Origin of the sequence: Methanoregula formicica SMSP (genome assembly GCF_000327485.1) — an archaeon.
GTDB classification, from domain to species: Archaea; Halobacteriota; Methanomicrobia; order Methanomicrobiales; family Methanospirillaceae; genus Methanoregula; species Methanoregula formicica.
In genome coordinates this window covers 2,696,314-2,712,174 of record NC_019943.1, presented here as the reverse complement: position 1 = coordinate 2,712,174, position 15,861 = coordinate 2,696,314, and the positions used below count along the sequence as shown (strand labels likewise).

12 protein-coding genes are annotated in these 15,861 nt (G+C 59.7%); 6 read left to right on the top strand and 6 right to left on the bottom strand.

What is annotated here, in order from left to right:
- Positions 1-149 precede the first annotated feature (149 nt).
- A complete protein-coding gene (gene recQ, locus METFOR_RS13705) occupies positions 150-1,985 on the top strand; it encodes a DNA helicase RecQ (protein ID WP_015286755.1) in 1,836 nt (611 codons plus the stop codon).
- Positions 1,986-1,992: 7 nt separating this feature from the next.
- Positions 1,993-2,295, top strand: a complete 303-nt coding sequence (locus METFOR_RS13700; protein ID WP_015286754.1) for a hypothetical protein — start codon at positions 1,993-1,995, stop codon at positions 2,293-2,295.
- A gap of 576 nt (positions 2,296-2,871) precedes the next feature.
- On the opposite strand, the gene METFOR_RS15865 is transcribed toward METFOR_RS13700, so the two are convergent.
- A complete protein-coding gene (locus METFOR_RS15865; RefSeq protein WP_048111012.1) occupies positions 2,872-3,120 on the bottom strand; it encodes a hypothetical protein in 249 nt (82 codons plus the stop codon).
- Here METFOR_RS15865 and METFOR_RS13685 point away from each other — a divergent pair.
- Complete coding sequence (locus tag METFOR_RS13685) at positions 3,119-4,567, top strand: RNB domain-containing ribonuclease (RefSeq protein ID WP_015286753.1); 1,449 nt, start codon at positions 3,119-3,121, stop codon at positions 4,565-4,567. The genes METFOR_RS15865 and METFOR_RS13685 overlap by 2 nt on opposite strands.
- 23 nt (positions 4,568-4,590) lie before the next feature.
- Here METFOR_RS13685 and METFOR_RS13680 read toward each other — a convergent pair whose 3' ends face one another.
- The 3 genes from METFOR_RS13680 to METFOR_RS13670 are packed head-to-tail and all read right to left on the bottom strand — an operon-like array spanning position 4,591 to position 8,045.
- The gene (locus METFOR_RS13680) at positions 4,591-6,609 is read right to left on the bottom strand and encodes a helix-hairpin-helix domain-containing protein (protein ID WP_015286752.1); all 2,019 of its coding nucleotides are present in this window, start codon (positions 6,607-6,609) and stop codon (positions 4,591-4,593) included.
- 3 nt (positions 6,610-6,612) lie between these two features.
- Positions 6,613-7,374 (bottom strand): PP2C family serine/threonine-protein phosphatase, encoded by a 762-nt coding sequence (locus METFOR_RS13675; protein WP_015286751.1) that lies wholly within the window; start codon positions 7,372-7,374, stop codon positions 6,613-6,615.
- Entirely contained in the window at positions 7,371-8,045 is a 675-nt protein-coding gene (locus METFOR_RS13670; RefSeq protein ID WP_015286750.1) for a vWA domain-containing protein, read from the bottom strand. The genes METFOR_RS13675 and METFOR_RS13670 overlap by 4 nt, the downstream gene beginning before the upstream one ends.
- A 300-nt stretch (positions 8,046-8,345) precedes the next feature.
- On the opposite strand from METFOR_RS13670, the gene METFOR_RS14740 reads away from it, so the two are divergent.
- Complete coding sequence (locus tag METFOR_RS14740) at positions 8,346-10,463, top strand: PAS domain-containing protein (RefSeq protein WP_052310805.1); 2,118 nt, start codon at positions 8,346-8,348, stop codon at positions 10,461-10,463.
- 186 nt (positions 10,464-10,649) lie between these two features.
- Here the strand turns inward: METFOR_RS14740 and METFOR_RS13660 are convergent, their stop codons facing one another.
- A complete protein-coding gene (locus tag METFOR_RS13660; protein ID WP_015286748.1) occupies positions 10,650-10,850 on the bottom strand; it encodes a helix-turn-helix transcriptional regulator in 201 nt (66 codons plus the stop codon).
- A 6-nt stretch (positions 10,851-10,856) separates the two neighbouring features.
- Positions 10,857-11,420 (bottom strand): DUF2178 domain-containing protein, encoded by a 564-nt coding sequence (locus METFOR_RS13655; protein ID WP_048111011.1) that lies wholly within the window; start codon positions 11,418-11,420, stop codon positions 10,857-10,859.
- Between the two features lie 565 nt (positions 11,421-11,985).
- Between METFOR_RS13655 and METFOR_RS14735 the strand changes: the two genes are divergently transcribed.
- Together METFOR_RS14735 and METFOR_RS13640 are read left to right on the top strand one after the other, a co-directional pair.
- A complete protein-coding gene (locus METFOR_RS14735) occupies positions 11,986-14,451 on the top strand; it encodes a PAS domain-containing sensor histidine kinase (RefSeq protein ID WP_083883447.1) in 2,466 nt (821 codons plus the stop codon).
- Positions 14,452-14,453: 2 nt separating this feature from the next.
- Positions 14,454-15,797: a response regulator gene (locus METFOR_RS13640; RefSeq protein ID WP_052310809.1), complete on the top strand. Its 1,344-nt coding sequence runs from the start codon at positions 14,454-14,456 to the stop codon at positions 15,795-15,797.
- Positions 15,798-15,861 lie beyond the last annotated feature (64 nt).

Genomic DNA, 15,861 nt, shown 5'->3' with positions numbered 1-15,861 from the left:
TAAAACCTGTGGTTCCAGCGGCAACCGTCCCGCCTCCAGCCCTTTTTCGGGCTGTGCACTTGCGCGTCCCGCACCAAAGGTTTTTCCCTGATTCCGGTCGAAACCTCTAAAAAACGTCTCCTGACCCGTTCGGGGATTTCCAGGTTCCCATGGCAACGATACACGACCTTCTCCGGCAATACTGGGGCTCACCCTCGTTTTTGCCGCTCCAGGAAGAGATCATCGGCTCCGTTCTTTCCGGCAACGATACGCTCGCGATCCTGGCGACCGGCGGCGGAAAGTCGCTTTGCTACCAGCTTCCCGCCCTGTACCTGGGCGGCCTCACGCTGGTCATCTCCCCCCTCATCTCCCTGATGAAGGACCAGGTTGACGACCTGCAGGCCCGGGGGATTCCGGCAGCTGCCTGGAACAGCAGCCTCGACCAGAAGGAGCGTGCCCGGATCACAGGGGGGATCTCCGACGCGAACCTCCGGCTCCTCTTCATCTCACCGGAGAAATGCCTGCAGCCGGGCTTCCTCTCGTCGCTTGCCACTGCCCGCGTACGGCTTATCGCGATCGACGAGGCCCACTGCATCTCCGAATGGGGCCACAACTTCCGGCCCGAGTACCGGCAGCTTGCCCGGATCAAAGAGGTATTCCCCGGCATCCCCCTCATTGCCCTGACCGCAACCGCAATCCCCGGGGTCCGACGGGACATACGGCAGCAGCTGAAGATGGAATGTGCCCGGGAATTCACGGGCAGTTTCAACCGGAAGAACCTCCGGTACCGCGTTGTTCCCAAGAAGAACCCACTGGTATTCCTTGCCGATTACCTCGGGCAGCACCGCGAGGAGTCAGGGATCGTGTACTGCCTGTCGCGCAGCGAGACCGAGACCGTTGCCGGGGACCTTCAGCAGCGGGGCTTTTCTGCAGCCGCATACCATGCCGGGCTTTCCCGGCAGGAGCGGGAGCGGGTGCAGGAGTCCTTTATCCGCGACCGGGTGCAGGTGGTCTGCGCCACGGTGGCTTTCGGCATGGGAATCGACAAGCCGGACGTGCGGTTCGTCATTCACTATGACCTGCCAAAGACTCTCGAAGGGTATTACCAGGAGACGGGCAGGGCCGGCCGTGACGGCCAGTACAGCGAGTGCGTCCTCCTGTACAGCCGGGGCGATTACGCGAGGATCCGCTCCCTGCTCGAACAGGGCGATTCCGGCGGACAGCACCTGAAAGTCTCCCTCGCAAAACTCCGCGACATGCAAGAGTACTGCGAGACGACAGGCTGCCGCCGGAAGTTCCTGCTCACCTACTTTGGCGAGGATTACCCGGAGGAAAACTGCGGCTCGTGCGATACCTGCGATCACCCCCCCGAGATGACGGACTGCACGGATGCGGCAAAGCTGATCGCAGGCTGCGTAAAACAACTCCCCCGGAGTTTCGGCATCGACCTGATCGCCGATGTCCTGAGGGGCTCTAAAAACGAGAAGGCCCGGCAGTACAATCTCACCTCTCTCCCTGCGTATGGGACCGGGAAGAAGTACAGTAAGGCGCAGTACCGCACCTGGATCCAGGAGATGGTACGGCAGGGATTCCTTTCCCGCGCCGGTGAGCAGTATCCCGTGATCGGGTGCACAACCCGGACCGATGAGATCGTAAGGAACCGTTGCCGCGTGATGCTTCCGGCGCCGGAAGACGCCGCGGTACGGCGCCGTGCTTCGCCGGCGGTGGTGCCGGTGCATGGCAGCGAAGACCTCTTCCAGCGCTTAAAAGCCCTGCGCCGGGAGATTGCCGAAGAAAACCGCGTGCCCCCGTATGTTATCTTTCCTGACCGGACCCTGCAGGAGCTCGCTTCCCGCCGGCCGTCCGGCATGGCGGGCCTCTCGACAATCTTTGGCATCGGGGCGGTGAAGCGGGAGAAGTACGGCATGGCCTTCCTCAGAGAGATTGCCCGCCAGGACACATACTCCTGGGGGAAAGAAGGGAATATCTGCGTCAACGACCAATGATCTGCACATGAAGTACACGGCGCGGCATATCCAGCGATTCCTCGAACAGGGCAAAATCGGCGCGACCCTCTGGAAGAGCCACTTCCCCTCGCTGCTGCCAACCCAGGTGCCGGCCTGCAGCGACTGTACGGAGTTCTCGGCAAAAACCTGCCCCGGGAACAAGGACCCGGTCGACTGTCATCTCTCTAAAGTTTCGGCATCGGAGGGGGACAGCCAGAAGAAGAAAAAACGCGACCCGATGCTCGGCCTTGGTGCAAAAGGCCCGGCAGCCCGCGGCACGGCACTCCCGAGAGACCAGTCGAAGATGTGAGTCCGAGCGGGATAGAACGGAGATTTTTTCATCCCGTTTTTCCTGATATTTTCAGAGCCGCACGACTGGAGGATGAATCAGCCCCTCTCTTTTATTCCTGAACAGATACCAAGTGCACCGACGGGCAAATAACCGTTGATGCCGTCCGTTTTTTGCTCTGAAGAATACCTATTTCCTCCTTCGATTACCCCCCTTGCGCCTCCGACTGGTTTGAAAAATCAGGAGGATGAGAAGAATGCGGATGCGTTCTTCGAAAGCCCTGACTCGAAGAACCTTGCAGGTTCTTCTCGTGTCTCGGGTCTGAAGACCCTCAACATCCCCGTGGGGGCGGGGGCGCAGGCGATGCCTCTGTATTACCTGAAAGGGATACTCCGACAAAGGTTGTTTTCAAAAAAAAGAATTTGAAGCCGCCACGGGGACAGCCGCTGGCTGTGGAGAAGTGATAACTTCGACTCGCCCTTTGGGGATTGAGTGGTTCATCAGAACCACGAAGTCGAGAAGAACCATCAGGTTCTTTGAATCGGCGGCGGCAAGCATCTTGATAGGGATATGGGGGCATCAGCCCCCATCATTACTTCAAAGGATTTCAACGGAGAAAATGTTTAAAAAATTTACTTTCAGATTTGCTGGCCCCAACCCAATCATCCGTAAACCTGCCGGCAGTTCATTGGAAGAAACAACACGAAAAACCGGCATTCCACCCAGCCCTTGGATCCCCTTGCCCGGTCCGATCAGGACATATGGGAGAAGAGCTGACACACTGTCTTGATCACGAACCATGACCAGAAAGCCACGAACACGACGCGGTGCCCCGGCAGTTGACATGGAGGCGATTGCCTGGGATGCCATGAAGAAGTACGGTTTTAGGCCACAGTTTTCCAATACCGTGATGCGGGAGGTCGGCAACATGGAGGAAGGTGACCAGAAATGGCCACGGCATTCCACAAAAGACCTGCGTGCCCTCCTCTGGTCATCCATTGACAACTTCGACTCCATGGACCTTGACCAGCTGGAGTACTGCGAGAAGGAGACCAACGGCGAGATCCACGTGCAGGTCGCCATCGCCGATGTCGACAGCCGTGTCCCGAAGAACTCCCGGACCGACCGGCATGCCGCCCTCAACGGCGCCTCGATTTACCTCGACGTGGCAACGTTCCCCATGCTTCCCCTGAAACTCTCGGCAGGGATCACCTCCCTCCTGCCGGGGAAGGACTGTCTTGCGATGGTCGTGGACTACTGGGTCCTCCCGGACGGGAACATCCGGTACGGCACGGTTGGCCGTGCGCTGGTCGAGAACAAGGCAAAACTGGTGTACGAGCAGGTCGGTGCCTGGCTTGAGGGGAACGTTCCCGAGCCCGACAATGTCAGCATCATCCCCGGGCTCGCTGACCAGATCCGGCTCCAGAACGAGGCGGCGGTGCGCCTGCGGCAGAAGCGGACCGGGCAGGGCTCCCTTGACCTTGAAACGATCGAGGCGCAGGCGGTGTACGAGAAGGGCGAGGTCAGGGACCTGCTCCTCGTGGAGAAGAACGCGGCCCGGTCGCTCATCGAGGAGTTCATGGTTGCTGCAAACCGGACCATGATGGCGTTCCTCTCGGCAGCGGGGGTCCCCCGGATCGAGCGGATCGTCCGGGTACCCAAGCACTGGGACGGGATCGTGCTTGTCGCCGCAGCGCTTGGCGAAGACCTGCCGGACCAGCCCGATGTCAAAGCCCTTGCCCGGTTCTTAGACCGGCAGCGGGAGAAGGACCCGGAGCGCTTTCCGGACCTTTCGCTGACGGTCGTCAAACTGATGGGGCCAGGGGAATATGCCATGCTCCTGCCCAACAGCACCCCGATTGGTCACTTCGCGCTTGCGGTCATGGATTACACGCACGGCACGGCACCCAACCGGCGCTATGCCGATCTCGTCATCCAGCGGCTCATCAAGTCCGTGATCGACCGGCAGGAAGTCCCGTACACCCCTCGGGAACTCGAGGAGATCTGCCAGTGGCTGACCGACCAGGAGAAGCAGTCCAAGAAGGCGGAGCGGTTCATGCGCAAGGCTGCCGCCGCCGTGCTCCTGCGCAACCGGATCGGCGAGGTTTTCCCCGCTCTCGTGACCGGTGCGTCCATGAAAGGGACCTATGTCCGGCTCCTTGCTCCCCCCGCGGAGGGCCGCGTCATCGAGAAAGAGCGGGGCCTTCGCGTGGGCCAGAAAGTGCGGGTGAAACTGCTCGGGACCGACCCGTACAAAGGGTACATCGACTTTGCGTTTATCGGAAATGCCTGATAAGGGGGTGCAGACTCCGACGGTTACCGGGCAACGATACGCTGGATGAGCGTCTCGATATCCCGGCGGATCGCCTCCTCGATGTCGCTCTCGAAGGGGCGGTAGTCTGCCCGTGCCTGGGCGAGCTCCTTAGCCCGTTTCTCGACCGGGGCCCGGAGGCTGACCCGTTTTTTGAATACGTCCTGCTGGATTCGTGCAAGCCGGTGGACCCCCTGCACCAGCTCCGCCTCGACCGGCCGCATCTGCGGCTGGTACTTGTGGACGAGCGCCCGGATCCCGGACCGGCTCCCGCCTTTTCCGGGATCGAACAGGAATGCCTTCTCCAGCCGCTCCCGCCAGGAGATCAGCTCACCGGAGACCTTTGGATCGAGAAGCGGAACGCGCCGGAGTTTGCCGGGCGTCACGTCAGCGGCAGTCACAATCCCCGCGGCAGTCAGGGCCGCCATCTGGGTGGGACTGATCCGCGTGAGGCTGCCCGACGCGATCGCGTACCGCTCTAAAAATCCGCTGATCTGCTCGTCGCGCACGGTCTTTTCGAGTGCCATGACGCCCCGCTGGAACTCCCGGTCGATCCGTTCGTAGGCCTGACGGAGTTCCCGGATCCGGGCAAGCTGCGCGGAAAATGCTGCGTCGCCGGCCTCGTCGGTCCATTTTTTGCTCCAGAGCCGCCACATGTATTCCGCCGTCTCGAGATGGGACCAGCGCTTCTTCCGCTCCGTCTCCTCTCTGCCGGGCACAAAGAAGAGAGCGATGGCAACAAGGCCGATCAGGAGGATCACGAGCGGATCGGTGACCAGTTCGCCGATGGCAAGGATGAGGCAGGCAACCGCCAGGGTAATGCCGGTCAGCTGACGGAACTTGCGGAACTGCAGCGACTGGCGGACCGCTGGTGCGAGGGGCGCAGGCTGCACGTAATACATGCCGGGCGTAACAGCCGGCAGCGCACCCGGTGAAGGTATCGCCTCGATTTTCTGCATCTCGCGCCGGAGGTCGATCTTCGTTATGCTGTCTGCCGAGAGGAAGAGCAGGACACCGGATGCTGCTTCAAGCCGGCACCACGGGCAGGACGAGAGGCCGGCATAATAGTAATGGACGCCGTCCGTGCCGCACCGGCGGAGCCTGCTCTCGAAGGGGTCGAGGGCGTCCCACCACTCCTCCGCGGTCGGCCGGCCGCCATCCCGCATCCCCCCATCGGCAAAGGCCTGCTCGAAGAGCGAGGCAATCGTGTCCGGGACAACCGCGAGCCCCACGGAGTTGGGCGGCGGAGCCATCAGGCGCGCCCGGGCATTCCTGCCGTACGGGAACCGGAACTCGGCGATGGCTTTTTCGATAGGCATGTCCTCTTTCCCGGAATAGACGCCGGCATACGGGTGCCTCCCCAAAAAGAGGAGCTGGAAGATCAGGACGGCAAGCCCGAAGTTGTCCTGGTTGGCGGTCCGTTCGAGCCGGTAGGTGTCCGTCTTCTGGAGCTCCGGCGGGGTGAAGTGCGCAACGCCTACCTCGCAGTAATAGGTCCGGCCTCCTGACCGCACCTGGAACGAGTCGCAATCGATGAGCCGGACACAGGCCGTGTCGTTGACGAGAATGTTCCCCTCGTTGACATCCCCGATAACGTAGCCGTATTTGTGGATGACGCAGAACGCGGCTGCAAGGTTCTTTGCCGCCCGGACCAGGAAGCGCCAGTCGGCGTGGGGGAAGGTCTCCTTGCGGTGGGTGGGCCCGTACACCTTGTGGACCGGTTCCGCGTCCGAGATCCTCGGCATGATGAAGCCGACCACCGGGCCGCCGGGCCGGGAGGAGAGCACGTCGGTGGGCCAGGCCGAGATCGCCTCCAGCTCGTCGTTACAGCCCCGGGCCATCAGCCGGAGTTTCTCCTGCTTGTGCTCTTCGAGCGGCTTTTTGTAGATCTTGGCAACCGTCGTAGTGGGGGAGGAGAGCAGTTCATACACGTCCCCTTCGCCCCCGCTCCCGATGCGCCTGCCGAGGCGGACCGGGCTGCCGCGGCTGTCATAGAACGGGGATCGGGAAGCGGTTGTTGTCATGGATTATCCCTGCACGGCAAGGACAAGGGTCTTGTCGTCGTCGCTCCGTGCCGAGACATCGTCCCGGAGGAGGAAGCGCTCAAGCTGCCCGGCAAAGTCGGAGAAGCCTGATGCCGGATCGTTCCGGAGGGCAGCAAAGAGCGGCTGGAAAAACCCGGCATGGGCCTGCTTCTGCGCAAAGGAGAGGGCGAGGTTCTGGAGGCCGTCAGAGAAGAGAGCGATCTCATCCGGCGAACCGTCGCGGTGCCGGATGCTGAGAGTGTCCCGGTAGGTCTCGTCGGAGAGGAAGAAGGTGGTGTTGGCGTACTCCCCCTGTTCGGGCCAGAAGACGGTCTGGTATGCGCTGTCCACGCGGATCACGATGGCGCCATCGCCGATCTGGAAGAAGAGCGCATGGCTGTCGCCTGCTGCTGCCCCGAGGAGCGTGCAGGCATAGTCACGGATCCGCTTTCCCTTTCCCTGTGCTTCTGCAGAAATCGCTTCCCGGGCAGCGGTGACCCATGTGCGGATCATGTCGTCGGTGATCGCGGCAATGCTGCCATCCTGACGGAGAGTGTCGAGGATGGATGCGTGCAGGGTATCGCAGGCGATCTCCGCCCCCCTGCCGCCATCGGTCGTGCTCCCGGCGCCATCGGCAACAAGGCCGATAAAGTACTCACTGTCGGCAATCCGGATGGAGCCTGCACGGCAGAAGTCCTGCCCGCTCTCCCCCCGGTTTGCGTGCGAACTTCCCGTGACAGACGATGCGGCAACCTTCCAGCTCATATCTCGCTCCAGCCGAGCGGGGGAGCCAGCTGGATGCGGTCCCCGGGGTTGGAGCGGGACGCGGACTTCATGGAGTTGGAGAGCCACTGGAAGAACTCGCGGAATTTGAGGCCCTGGAGTTTCACGGGCTCGCGGACCGAGATCTGCTTTAAGACTTTCATGTCCGCCTTGTTGACGCCAATCGTAAAGAAAGCAAAGTTTTTACTAGCCTCGCCCTCGCGGACGAGGGCTGCGGCGCTCTGCCACTCGTCGGTCGGTGCGCCGTCGGTGATCAGGAAGATCCACGGGCGGTAGAACGAGATGCCGTTTGCCCGGTACTGCTCTTTCCGTGCACGGATCAGCTCGATCCCCTTCCGGATCGCCTCGCCGATGGGGGTATCTCCCTCGGCCACGAGCTCCGGGTCAAAGACGCATTCCGCGGTGTTGAATTCGCTGATGACCCGGACAGGCCCAAAGGTCATCAGGGCAACTTCGACCCGCTTTATCGCAAGGGAGTCGCTCTGGAGTTCGGCATAAAATGATTTGATACCGGCATTGAGTTCCGCTATTGCCTCGCCGGCCATCGATCCCGACGTGTCGAGCAGCAGGAGGCAGGGGCAGCGGGGTTCCGGGTTCTCCGCAAAGGTCACCGCTGCCATCGGCTGCTGGTCCAGGTACATATTGTCGCTCATATCATCTCACCAAAAATACTGGATATATTGAAGGATGGTCTCGTAGTGCTTAGTTGGATTTGTAACGTATTATTAACTATTTTCTCGTGATGGATCGATCGATATGGGTAAAGAACGCCCCTTTCCATCTGCCCGGGAGGGGGGCTCATCCTTAGCTCTCCCAATCAGTAAAGGTAAGGGCCCCTGATGAGTATCCGGCTCTCGAGGAACCTCCGCGAGGGTGATCATCCCGCCTCAGTTCCCGCGCCAATCTTTAAATTGTTACAGGAATTACTGATGGTAAAAGCGGGATGCCGGAGAATGGATTTTTTATTCTTTGATGATCTCGGGAAGAGGCCCTACCTGGTTCCCGCCCTGATCGTCATCAGTTCCCTAGCATTTCTTCTCCTGAACGTGTTCGGGCTTACCCATGGCATCTCGTACGTTCTCCCCCACCTGTTGTACTTCCCCATCATCCTGACCGCCTATTATTACCCGAAGCGCGGGATTCTCTTTACCCTTGGCCTGTCCCTGTGCTATTGCGCACTGGCGTTCACGGTCGTCGCACCGACAAACGCGGAAATGGTTTCTGCGATTGCACGCTCGGCGGTCTTTGTCATCATCGCCGCAGTTGTCTCGAATATCAGCGGCCGGATGCACCACGACACCCAGATGTGCCGGCGCCTGGTATCGGTGGTGCGGTCTTCCGGAGATGCAATCATCAGTGAGACGTTCGACGGTATCGTTACGGACTGGAACCGGGGCGCTGAAATGCTCTACGGGTACACCGCGGAGGAGATTGCAGGGCATTCATTATTCAGGATCATTCCCCCGGATCGGCAGGAGGAAAAGCGCCACCTGATGGAGAGGATCCGGCAGGGAGATGTTGTTGAGCGCTTCGAGACCGAACGGATAACAAAAGACGGCACGCACATCCAGATCTCCCTCTCCCTTTCCCCGATCCGGAACAACCGGGGGGAGATCATCGGGATCTCGGAGATCGCCCATGATATTACCGAGCGGCAGCGGTTCCAGAAAGCGATCCTGATGGAGAAGGAGCAATGGGAACGCACGTTCGATGCCGTCCCGGATATGATAGCGATCATCGACAACCAGTTCCGGATCGCCCGGGTAAACAGGGCAATGGCCGATCGTCTGGGCATTTCAACGGCAGAGGCGGTCGGGCTCCAGTGCCATGATGTAGTCCACCATACCGCAGTTCCCCACGGGCTCTGCCCGCACCGGCTCCTTCTCACAGATGGCCATAGCCATTCGGTCGATATCCATGAAGAGAACCTCCATGGCGATTTCTTCCTGACCGTCTCACCCATCCGCGATCCTGACGGTACGGTTGCCGGGAGTGTCCACATCCTCCATGATATCACAGAGCGGAAAAAGATGGAAGCAGCGCTCCGCAAGAGCGAGGAACGGTACCGTACCGTGATCGAGAATATCCAGGACGTCTTCTTCCGGGTCAGCAGGGAGAATACGATCGTCATGGCAAGCCCCTCGGCAGTGAAGGTATTCGGGTACGGATCGGTACAGGACCTGATCGGATTGCCAATAACGTCCCTGTGGAAAGATCCGCAGAAACGCGAAGAGCTCCTCGATGCATTGAAGGCGCGAAACGGTGCTGTGCAGGACTGGGAGGCGGAATTCAAAAAATCCGATGGTTCGGCGTTCTGGGTATCCCTTACGGTCCGGTTGCAGACGGACGAAGTGGGGGGATATGCCGGGACCGAGGGAATAATCCGGGACATCTCGAAACGGAAGAAAGCGGAGGAGGCCTTAAAAAGTGCCCTTAAAAAACTGAACATGCTCTCCTCCATCACCCGCCATGACATCCTCAACCAGATCATGGGACTCCGGGCATACCTGGAACTCTCGAAAGAGGACCTCAAAGGCACGAAGTACGAGGCGTTTATCACAAAAGAGGACCAGGCGGCGGAGGCCATCCAGCGGCAGATCGAGTTCACGAAATACTACGAGGATATCGGGGTCAATGAGCCCCGGTGGCAGGATGCCGGCGCGGTCATGAACGAGGCGCTCACCCAGCTCTGCCCTGCTGGCGTCGATGTGCAGGTAGCGGTAGATGGCATTGAGATATTCGCCGATCCGCTGATCGTCAAGGTCTTCTTCAACCTCATGGAGAACTCGCTCCGGCACGGGGAGCGGGTAACCACCGCGCAATTCTCCGCAGAGGAAACCGGTGAGGAGCTTGTGATCATCTACCGGGACAATGGGGTGGGCGTGAGCGAGGCCGACAAGCAGAAACTCTTCCGGAAAGGATTCGGGAAGCACACCGGCCTTGGGCTCTTCCTCTCCCGCGAGATCCTTGCGATCACCGGTATCTCCATTGTGGAGAACGGTGAGCCGGGGAAGGGCGTGCGGTTCGAGATTGTGGTACCGGACGGGGCGTGGCGGAAGACCGGCCTGTAACCGGGACCGGCCTGCCTGAAGGTGGGCCGGCGTTATCCCCATCATGACCGAATCGCTGGTCTCGGAATGGATGCAGGACTGGGGCAACCCGAAGGCCATGGAGCTGGTCCGGAACGTGTACTCGCAGTACGGGTACATGATCGGGCTGCAGGAGGGCAGGCAAGGAGTCTCCCGGGGAAAAAGGCGTTATTCCCCTTCGTCGAGGCTGAAGATCTCCTCGACGGGGACATTGAAGAGCCGGGCAATCCGGAACGCGACCTCAATGGACGGGTTGTACTTCTCCCGCTCGATGGAGTTGATCGTCCTGCGGGTGACGTGCAGGAGCTCGGCAAGCTCCTCCTGCGTCATGTCGTGCATGGCCCGGTAGACCTTGATTTTGTTCTTCATCGCTCGCTATTCCTCATATTTCCGGGTATAGTAATAAGAAAATGCCGCATAGAGGGCGGTGAGGAGGAGGACAATGAAGCCCATGCCGATCCCGAATACCAGGGGGAATTCACGGGCCTGGTGGCCGTTCTTGAAGAGCAGGTCGAGGCCCCAGAAATCCTCCCCGGTCATGTTCGCCGGGTCGGGGATGAGGTAGTAATTCCAGGTATCTCCCTGCCTGAACGGCGCCTCCGTTGCGAATCCGACGCTCACCGAGCCGTTCGGGAACGTATGGAATCCCCCGCCATATCCGGAGTTGAAGTACCAGGTCATGGCCCCCGCGTACAGGATAGCGGCAACAATGATGGTCACGATGAGGGCATTGAGGGCTGCCTTGCCGTAGATCGTGTCGGACAGGTCATCGCTCATCACGTCCGTTACTTTCCGTTTTGCGAACCATACGACTGCAATTCCGGCGAGGATGAGCAACGCCGGGATGACCGGATTGCCCGTGGTTATCGCGATCCCGAGACACAGGATCTCGGCCGCGATGACGCAGCCGACCACCGCATAATATGTCTTCATTCTCATGATTTCACAATGTAACATATGTTTCTCATTTAGATAAAAACATTTCTCATATTGGGAACAATAATTCTCATATGCGGGGAATCCGGCCAGGGCAGAGGTACCCACCCCACCCTTTGTCCCGGCCCGGAACCGGCGCGGGGCCCCCCTCCCGCTGAGGAACCCCTACCAACCCCCCTTAGCACTGGAAGGGTAGTGACCTCTCTCCTCTTTCCGGATTAACGACTCCGGTGATGTTGAACCCCGCAGGGGCTGAGACCGGAGAAGATCTCCTTCGTCTGTTAGGTTCTTTAAAAAACTGCAGTTCTCTCACCCGTTAGCCCTGACGACCTGTCGGGCTTCGCTGTGGTGAGGGTCGAAGACCCGAACCATAAGAAGAACGCGAAGCGTTCTTCGCTGTGGTGAGAGTCATCCTCCCTATCGTTTCAAAATCTGCAACAAAACCATATCCTTTTTTAAACCTGCCACGAGGTTTACAGTACGATAACCGGATGCGTGCAGGTACGGGACCGTGGGTATTGTTCCGGCATACCCGTGTTCCTGGAAATCCCGGTAGCGGTGATGGCAGATGAGAAAAGCGATCGGGCAACAACCAGGGGCCGGCCTTTCGGCATCGTCTCGCCATGTGCAACCCGCTGCGGAGAGCAGGCACAGTTCCCCTTCAGCCCCGGACTCCGCAAGCATGCCCTGCGACCAGGACCCGGAGCTGGAAAAACTACGGGAAAGCGAGTCGATCCTACGGAGTTTTTTTGATTCAACCGGTGTCCTGCGGGGCATCGTGGAAGTCATCAGTGAAGACGATATCAGGCATATCGCCAGCAACACCGTCTCCGCAGCATTTCTTGGCCTGACACCCCGGGACATGAAGGACAAACGCGGGTCTGAACTGGGAGAACCCCGGGATATCCTGCGGATGTGGATTGGCCATTATACCGAGAGCCGGAAAACGGGAAAGCCCGTGACATTCGAGTACGCAGACCCGCGGGCAAAGACCCTGATCTGGTTTCTTGCCACCGTCACGTTCATCGGGACACCCGCCGGGGGATTTCCCCGGTTCGCGTACGTGGTTATCGACATCACCGAACGTAAAAGGGCCGAGGAAACTCTCCGGAACGCCCGTAATGAGCTGGAAATCCATATCCAGAAACGCACCGGGGAACTGAAGCGGGCAATAGACGCCCTGACTACCGAGCGGCACCAGCTGTACGATGTACTGGAGACCCTGCCGGCCTATGTCTGCCTGATCGATGCGGAATACCGCATGCCGTTCACAAACAGGACCTTCCGTAAGATGTTCTGCGAACCGGCCGGGCGCCGGTGCCATGAATTTCTCTTTAACCGCGACACCCCCTGCGAGAACTGCGAGACCTTCATGGTGATGAAGACCCGCGAGCCGCACCACTGGTTCTGGACCGGCCCGAACGGCAGGGACTACGACATCTACGATTTCCCCTTTACCGATACCAACGGCTCGCGCATGGTCCTCGAGATGGGGATCGACATCACGGAACAGAAGATGGCCGGGGCAGCGATCGTGAAGGCGAATGCGTACAACCGGAGCCTGATCGAGGCGAGCCTTGACCCGCTGGTCACCATCAGCCCGGACGGGACGATCAGCGACGTGAACGAGGCCACCACCCGGGTGACCGGGTTGTCCCGGGATGAACTGGTGGGGACCGATTTCTCCGACTATTTCACCGAGCCGGCCAAGGCAAAAGCCGGTTACGAGAAGGTATTCCGTGACGGCTTGGTGACCGATTATGCGCTGGAGATCCGGCACCGGGATGGGCACGTGACGCCGGTGCTCTATAATGCGAGCGTGTACCGGGATGCATCCGGGCATGTCATCGGGGTCTTTGCCGCGGCCCGTGACATCACCAAGCTCAGGAAAGCCGAGGAATCCCTGCAAAAGGAGCACGACCTTCTCGAAGAACGGGTGAAGCAGCGCACGGAGCAGCTTGCGATCAGCAACGCCCACTTAAAGGACGAGGTCACCCAGCGCAGGGAGGCGGAAGCCCTTGTCAAAAAGACCGTGTCCGAACTGCACGCAGCCCTCGAATCCACGGCCGACGGGATCTATGCCGTGGACCGGAGCGGGAAGATCAGCCGGTACAACCAGAATTTTGCCTCGATGTGGAAGGTCCCGGAGAATATACTCCTGAGCGGAGACGACCGGAAGGTCACCGCGTACCTGAAAACGCAGGTCAGGAACCCCACGCTGTTTGCGGACTACAATAACGAGACGTCACGGAACAAGGACCGCGAGGTCTACGATATGCTGGAACTGGCTGACGGGAGGATCTTCGAGCGGTATTCCAAACCCCAGAAAATGGACTCTGCCATCATCGGCCGGGTCCTGAGCTACCGGGACGTCACCGACCGGAGGCATGCCGAGGAGAAACTGCTCCAGTCCCTCCAGGAAAAGGAGACCCTGATCCGGGAGATCCACCACCGGGTGAAGAACAACCTCCAGATCATCTCGGGCCTTCTGGACATGACCCGGATGCGGACGCCGGACAGTGCGACCCACGGTATCCTTACCGACATGATGATGAAGATCAAGACCATGGCCCAGATCCATACGCGGCTGTACGAGAGCAAGCAGTTCGACCGGATCAACATGGGGAGCCAGATCCGGGACCAGGTTGTGGACCTGTCTACTATCTACGGCCGTGCCGGTGCCGAGATAGAACCGGAGATCGATACGCAGGAGATCTACCTGCCGGTCGACCAGGCCATCCCCTGCGCCCTGATCGTGAACGAGGTCCTCTCCAATGCCTTCAAGCACGCCTTTATGGGGAGACGGCACGGGACGCTGCACGTCTCGGCAGTGCAGACCGGCGACCGGGTCCGCATCGTCGTGCAGGATAATGGTGTTGGCATCTCCGGAAGCATCGACGTGTACCAGACCACGAGCCTCGGGCTCAAGCTTATCCGGAGCCTCGCGATGCAGCTCGGGGGGTCCGTGGAGATCGCCAGTGAAAAAGGTACACGGGTAACGGTAGAGTTCCCGCTCCATAACAGGGGAAAATGATCATGTCGAAAATTCTTGTTGTTGATGATGAAGCGATCATTACCATGCAGCTGGAGGAACGCCTGACCGCTATGGGATACAGCGTTGCGGGGATGGCAGCGTCGGGCGAGGACGCCATCGAGAAGGCCCGGAGGCTTTCCCCCGACCTGGTACTGATGGATATCGTCATGCCGGGAAAGCTCAACGGCATCGAGGCGGCAAAGACTATCACCGGGGAGATGGGGATCCCCGTGGTCTTCGTCACGTCCTATGCCGATGACGCGATCATCGAGAAGGCCAAGCAGGTCGGGCCGTACGGGTATATTGTCAAACCGTTCAACGAGCTGGAGATCAAGGCCGCGATCGAGGTCGTCCTGTTCCGGAAGGCCGCCGAACAGGAGCTCAGGAGAGCTGACGTGGCAGCTGCCATGAAAGGGGGCCGCCCGGCCGCCGGCGAAGTGGGAGAAGGGGCAGAGTACATCGATCTGCCGGAGATCAAGACGCTCCTCTTAAAAGACATTGTCTCCGACATCCTCCTCTTCCTCTATGTCGACCCCGCGCTCAGGGAGCCGGTTTTCAGGTTCGCCATCGAGGAAGGCGTGAAGAAGGGCGGGCGCAACTTCTTTGCCTACCACCGCTCGGTGCTCCAGAAATATTTCTTAAAAGAGATCCAGGAGGGGGCGCTCCATATGCGGAGGGTGAAGAAAGGCGAGGTTTACCTCCTGCCGGGCATCCTGGAGAAATGCACCGGGTCGCTCTCCCCGGAACAGCCGCAGGGAACGCTCCAGGTGCTTTTCGATTTCTCGGAAACAGACGAGTTTTCCGACATCCTTGCGGTGAAGGACCTGGTCCTTGCCAGGAAAAGCCAGGGTGTCCCCCTGTCCGGCATCATCGCGGTGAACATGGCCGATATCGACCACAACCAGATCCGCGAGCTCTCGGCCGGCATTGCCAAGATCATCATCTCCACCGGGAAAGAGACGACCCTCTCCTTCGCCCGGCAGTCGTTCCCCTCGGAGGCCGTTACGGTCGTCCCGCAGGCAACCATCGACGACGTGGTGAAGAAGTCCCTTGAGCCCGTCGTGCTCTCGATGCTGGACAAACCCATCTCCGGCTACGACATCGTCCACGAGATCCACAGCCGGTACAACGTGCTCATCCCCCAGGCACGGATCTACACCTACCTCTACGATCTGGAGCAGAAGGGGTACCTGATGATGAAGGCATCCGGCAAGTCGAAACTCTACTCACCGACCGAGACCGGGAAGAAGTATATCCACAACCGGCTCAACGAGTTCAAGTTCGTCTTCCGCCATATCATGGGGGAGGGTCTGGCACCGGGAAGTCCGCCCGACCGGAAGCAGTAAAACGAATCATAAAAGTGCACCACGATCTCACAAAACGTGAAACAATCCCTGCAATACCCGGATA

What these genes read in the sequence shown, in the direction of transcription:
- recQ (WP_015286755.1), top strand. Translation starts at nt 150, where the DNA reads ATGGCAACGATACACGACCTTCTCCGGCAATACTGGGGCTCACCCTCG.
- METFOR_RS13700 (WP_015286754.1), top strand. Translation starts at nt 1,993, where the DNA reads ATGAAGTACACGGCGCGGCATATCCAGCGATTCCTCGAACAGGGCAAA.
- METFOR_RS13685 (WP_015286753.1), top strand. Translation starts at nt 3,119, where the DNA reads ATGGAGGCGATTGCCTGGGATGCCATGAAGAAGTACGGTTTTAGGCCA.
- METFOR_RS15865 (WP_048111012.1), bottom strand. Translation starts at nt 3,120, where the DNA reads ATGTCAACTGCCGGGGCACCGCGTCGTGTTCGTGGCTTTCTGGTCATG.
- METFOR_RS13680 (WP_015286752.1), bottom strand. Translation starts at nt 6,609, where the DNA reads ATGACAACAACCGCTTCCCGATCCCCGTTCTATGACAGCCGCGGCAGC.
- METFOR_RS13675 (WP_015286751.1), bottom strand. Translation starts at nt 7,374, where the DNA reads ATGAGCTGGAAGGTTGCCGCATCGTCTGTCACGGGAAGTTCGCACGCA.
- METFOR_RS13670 (WP_015286750.1), bottom strand. Translation starts at nt 8,045, where the DNA reads ATGAGCGACAATATGTACCTGGACCAGCAGCCGATGGCAGCGGTGACC.
- METFOR_RS14740 (WP_052310805.1), top strand. Translation starts at nt 8,346, where the DNA reads ATGGATTTTTTATTCTTTGATGATCTCGGGAAGAGGCCCTACCTGGTT.
- METFOR_RS13660 (WP_015286748.1), bottom strand. Translation starts at nt 10,850, where the DNA reads ATGAAGAACAAAATCAAGGTCTACCGGGCCATGCACGACATGACGCAG.
- METFOR_RS13655 (WP_048111011.1), bottom strand. Translation starts at nt 11,420, where the DNA reads ATGAGAATGAAGACATATTATGCGGTGGTCGGCTGCGTCATCGCGGCC.
- METFOR_RS14735 (WP_083883447.1), top strand. Translation starts at nt 11,986, where the DNA reads ATGAGAAAAGCGATCGGGCAACAACCAGGGGCCGGCCTTTCGGCATCG.
- METFOR_RS13640 (WP_052310809.1), top strand. Translation starts at nt 14,454, where the DNA reads ATGTCGAAAATTCTTGTTGTTGATGATGAAGCGATCATTACCATGCAG.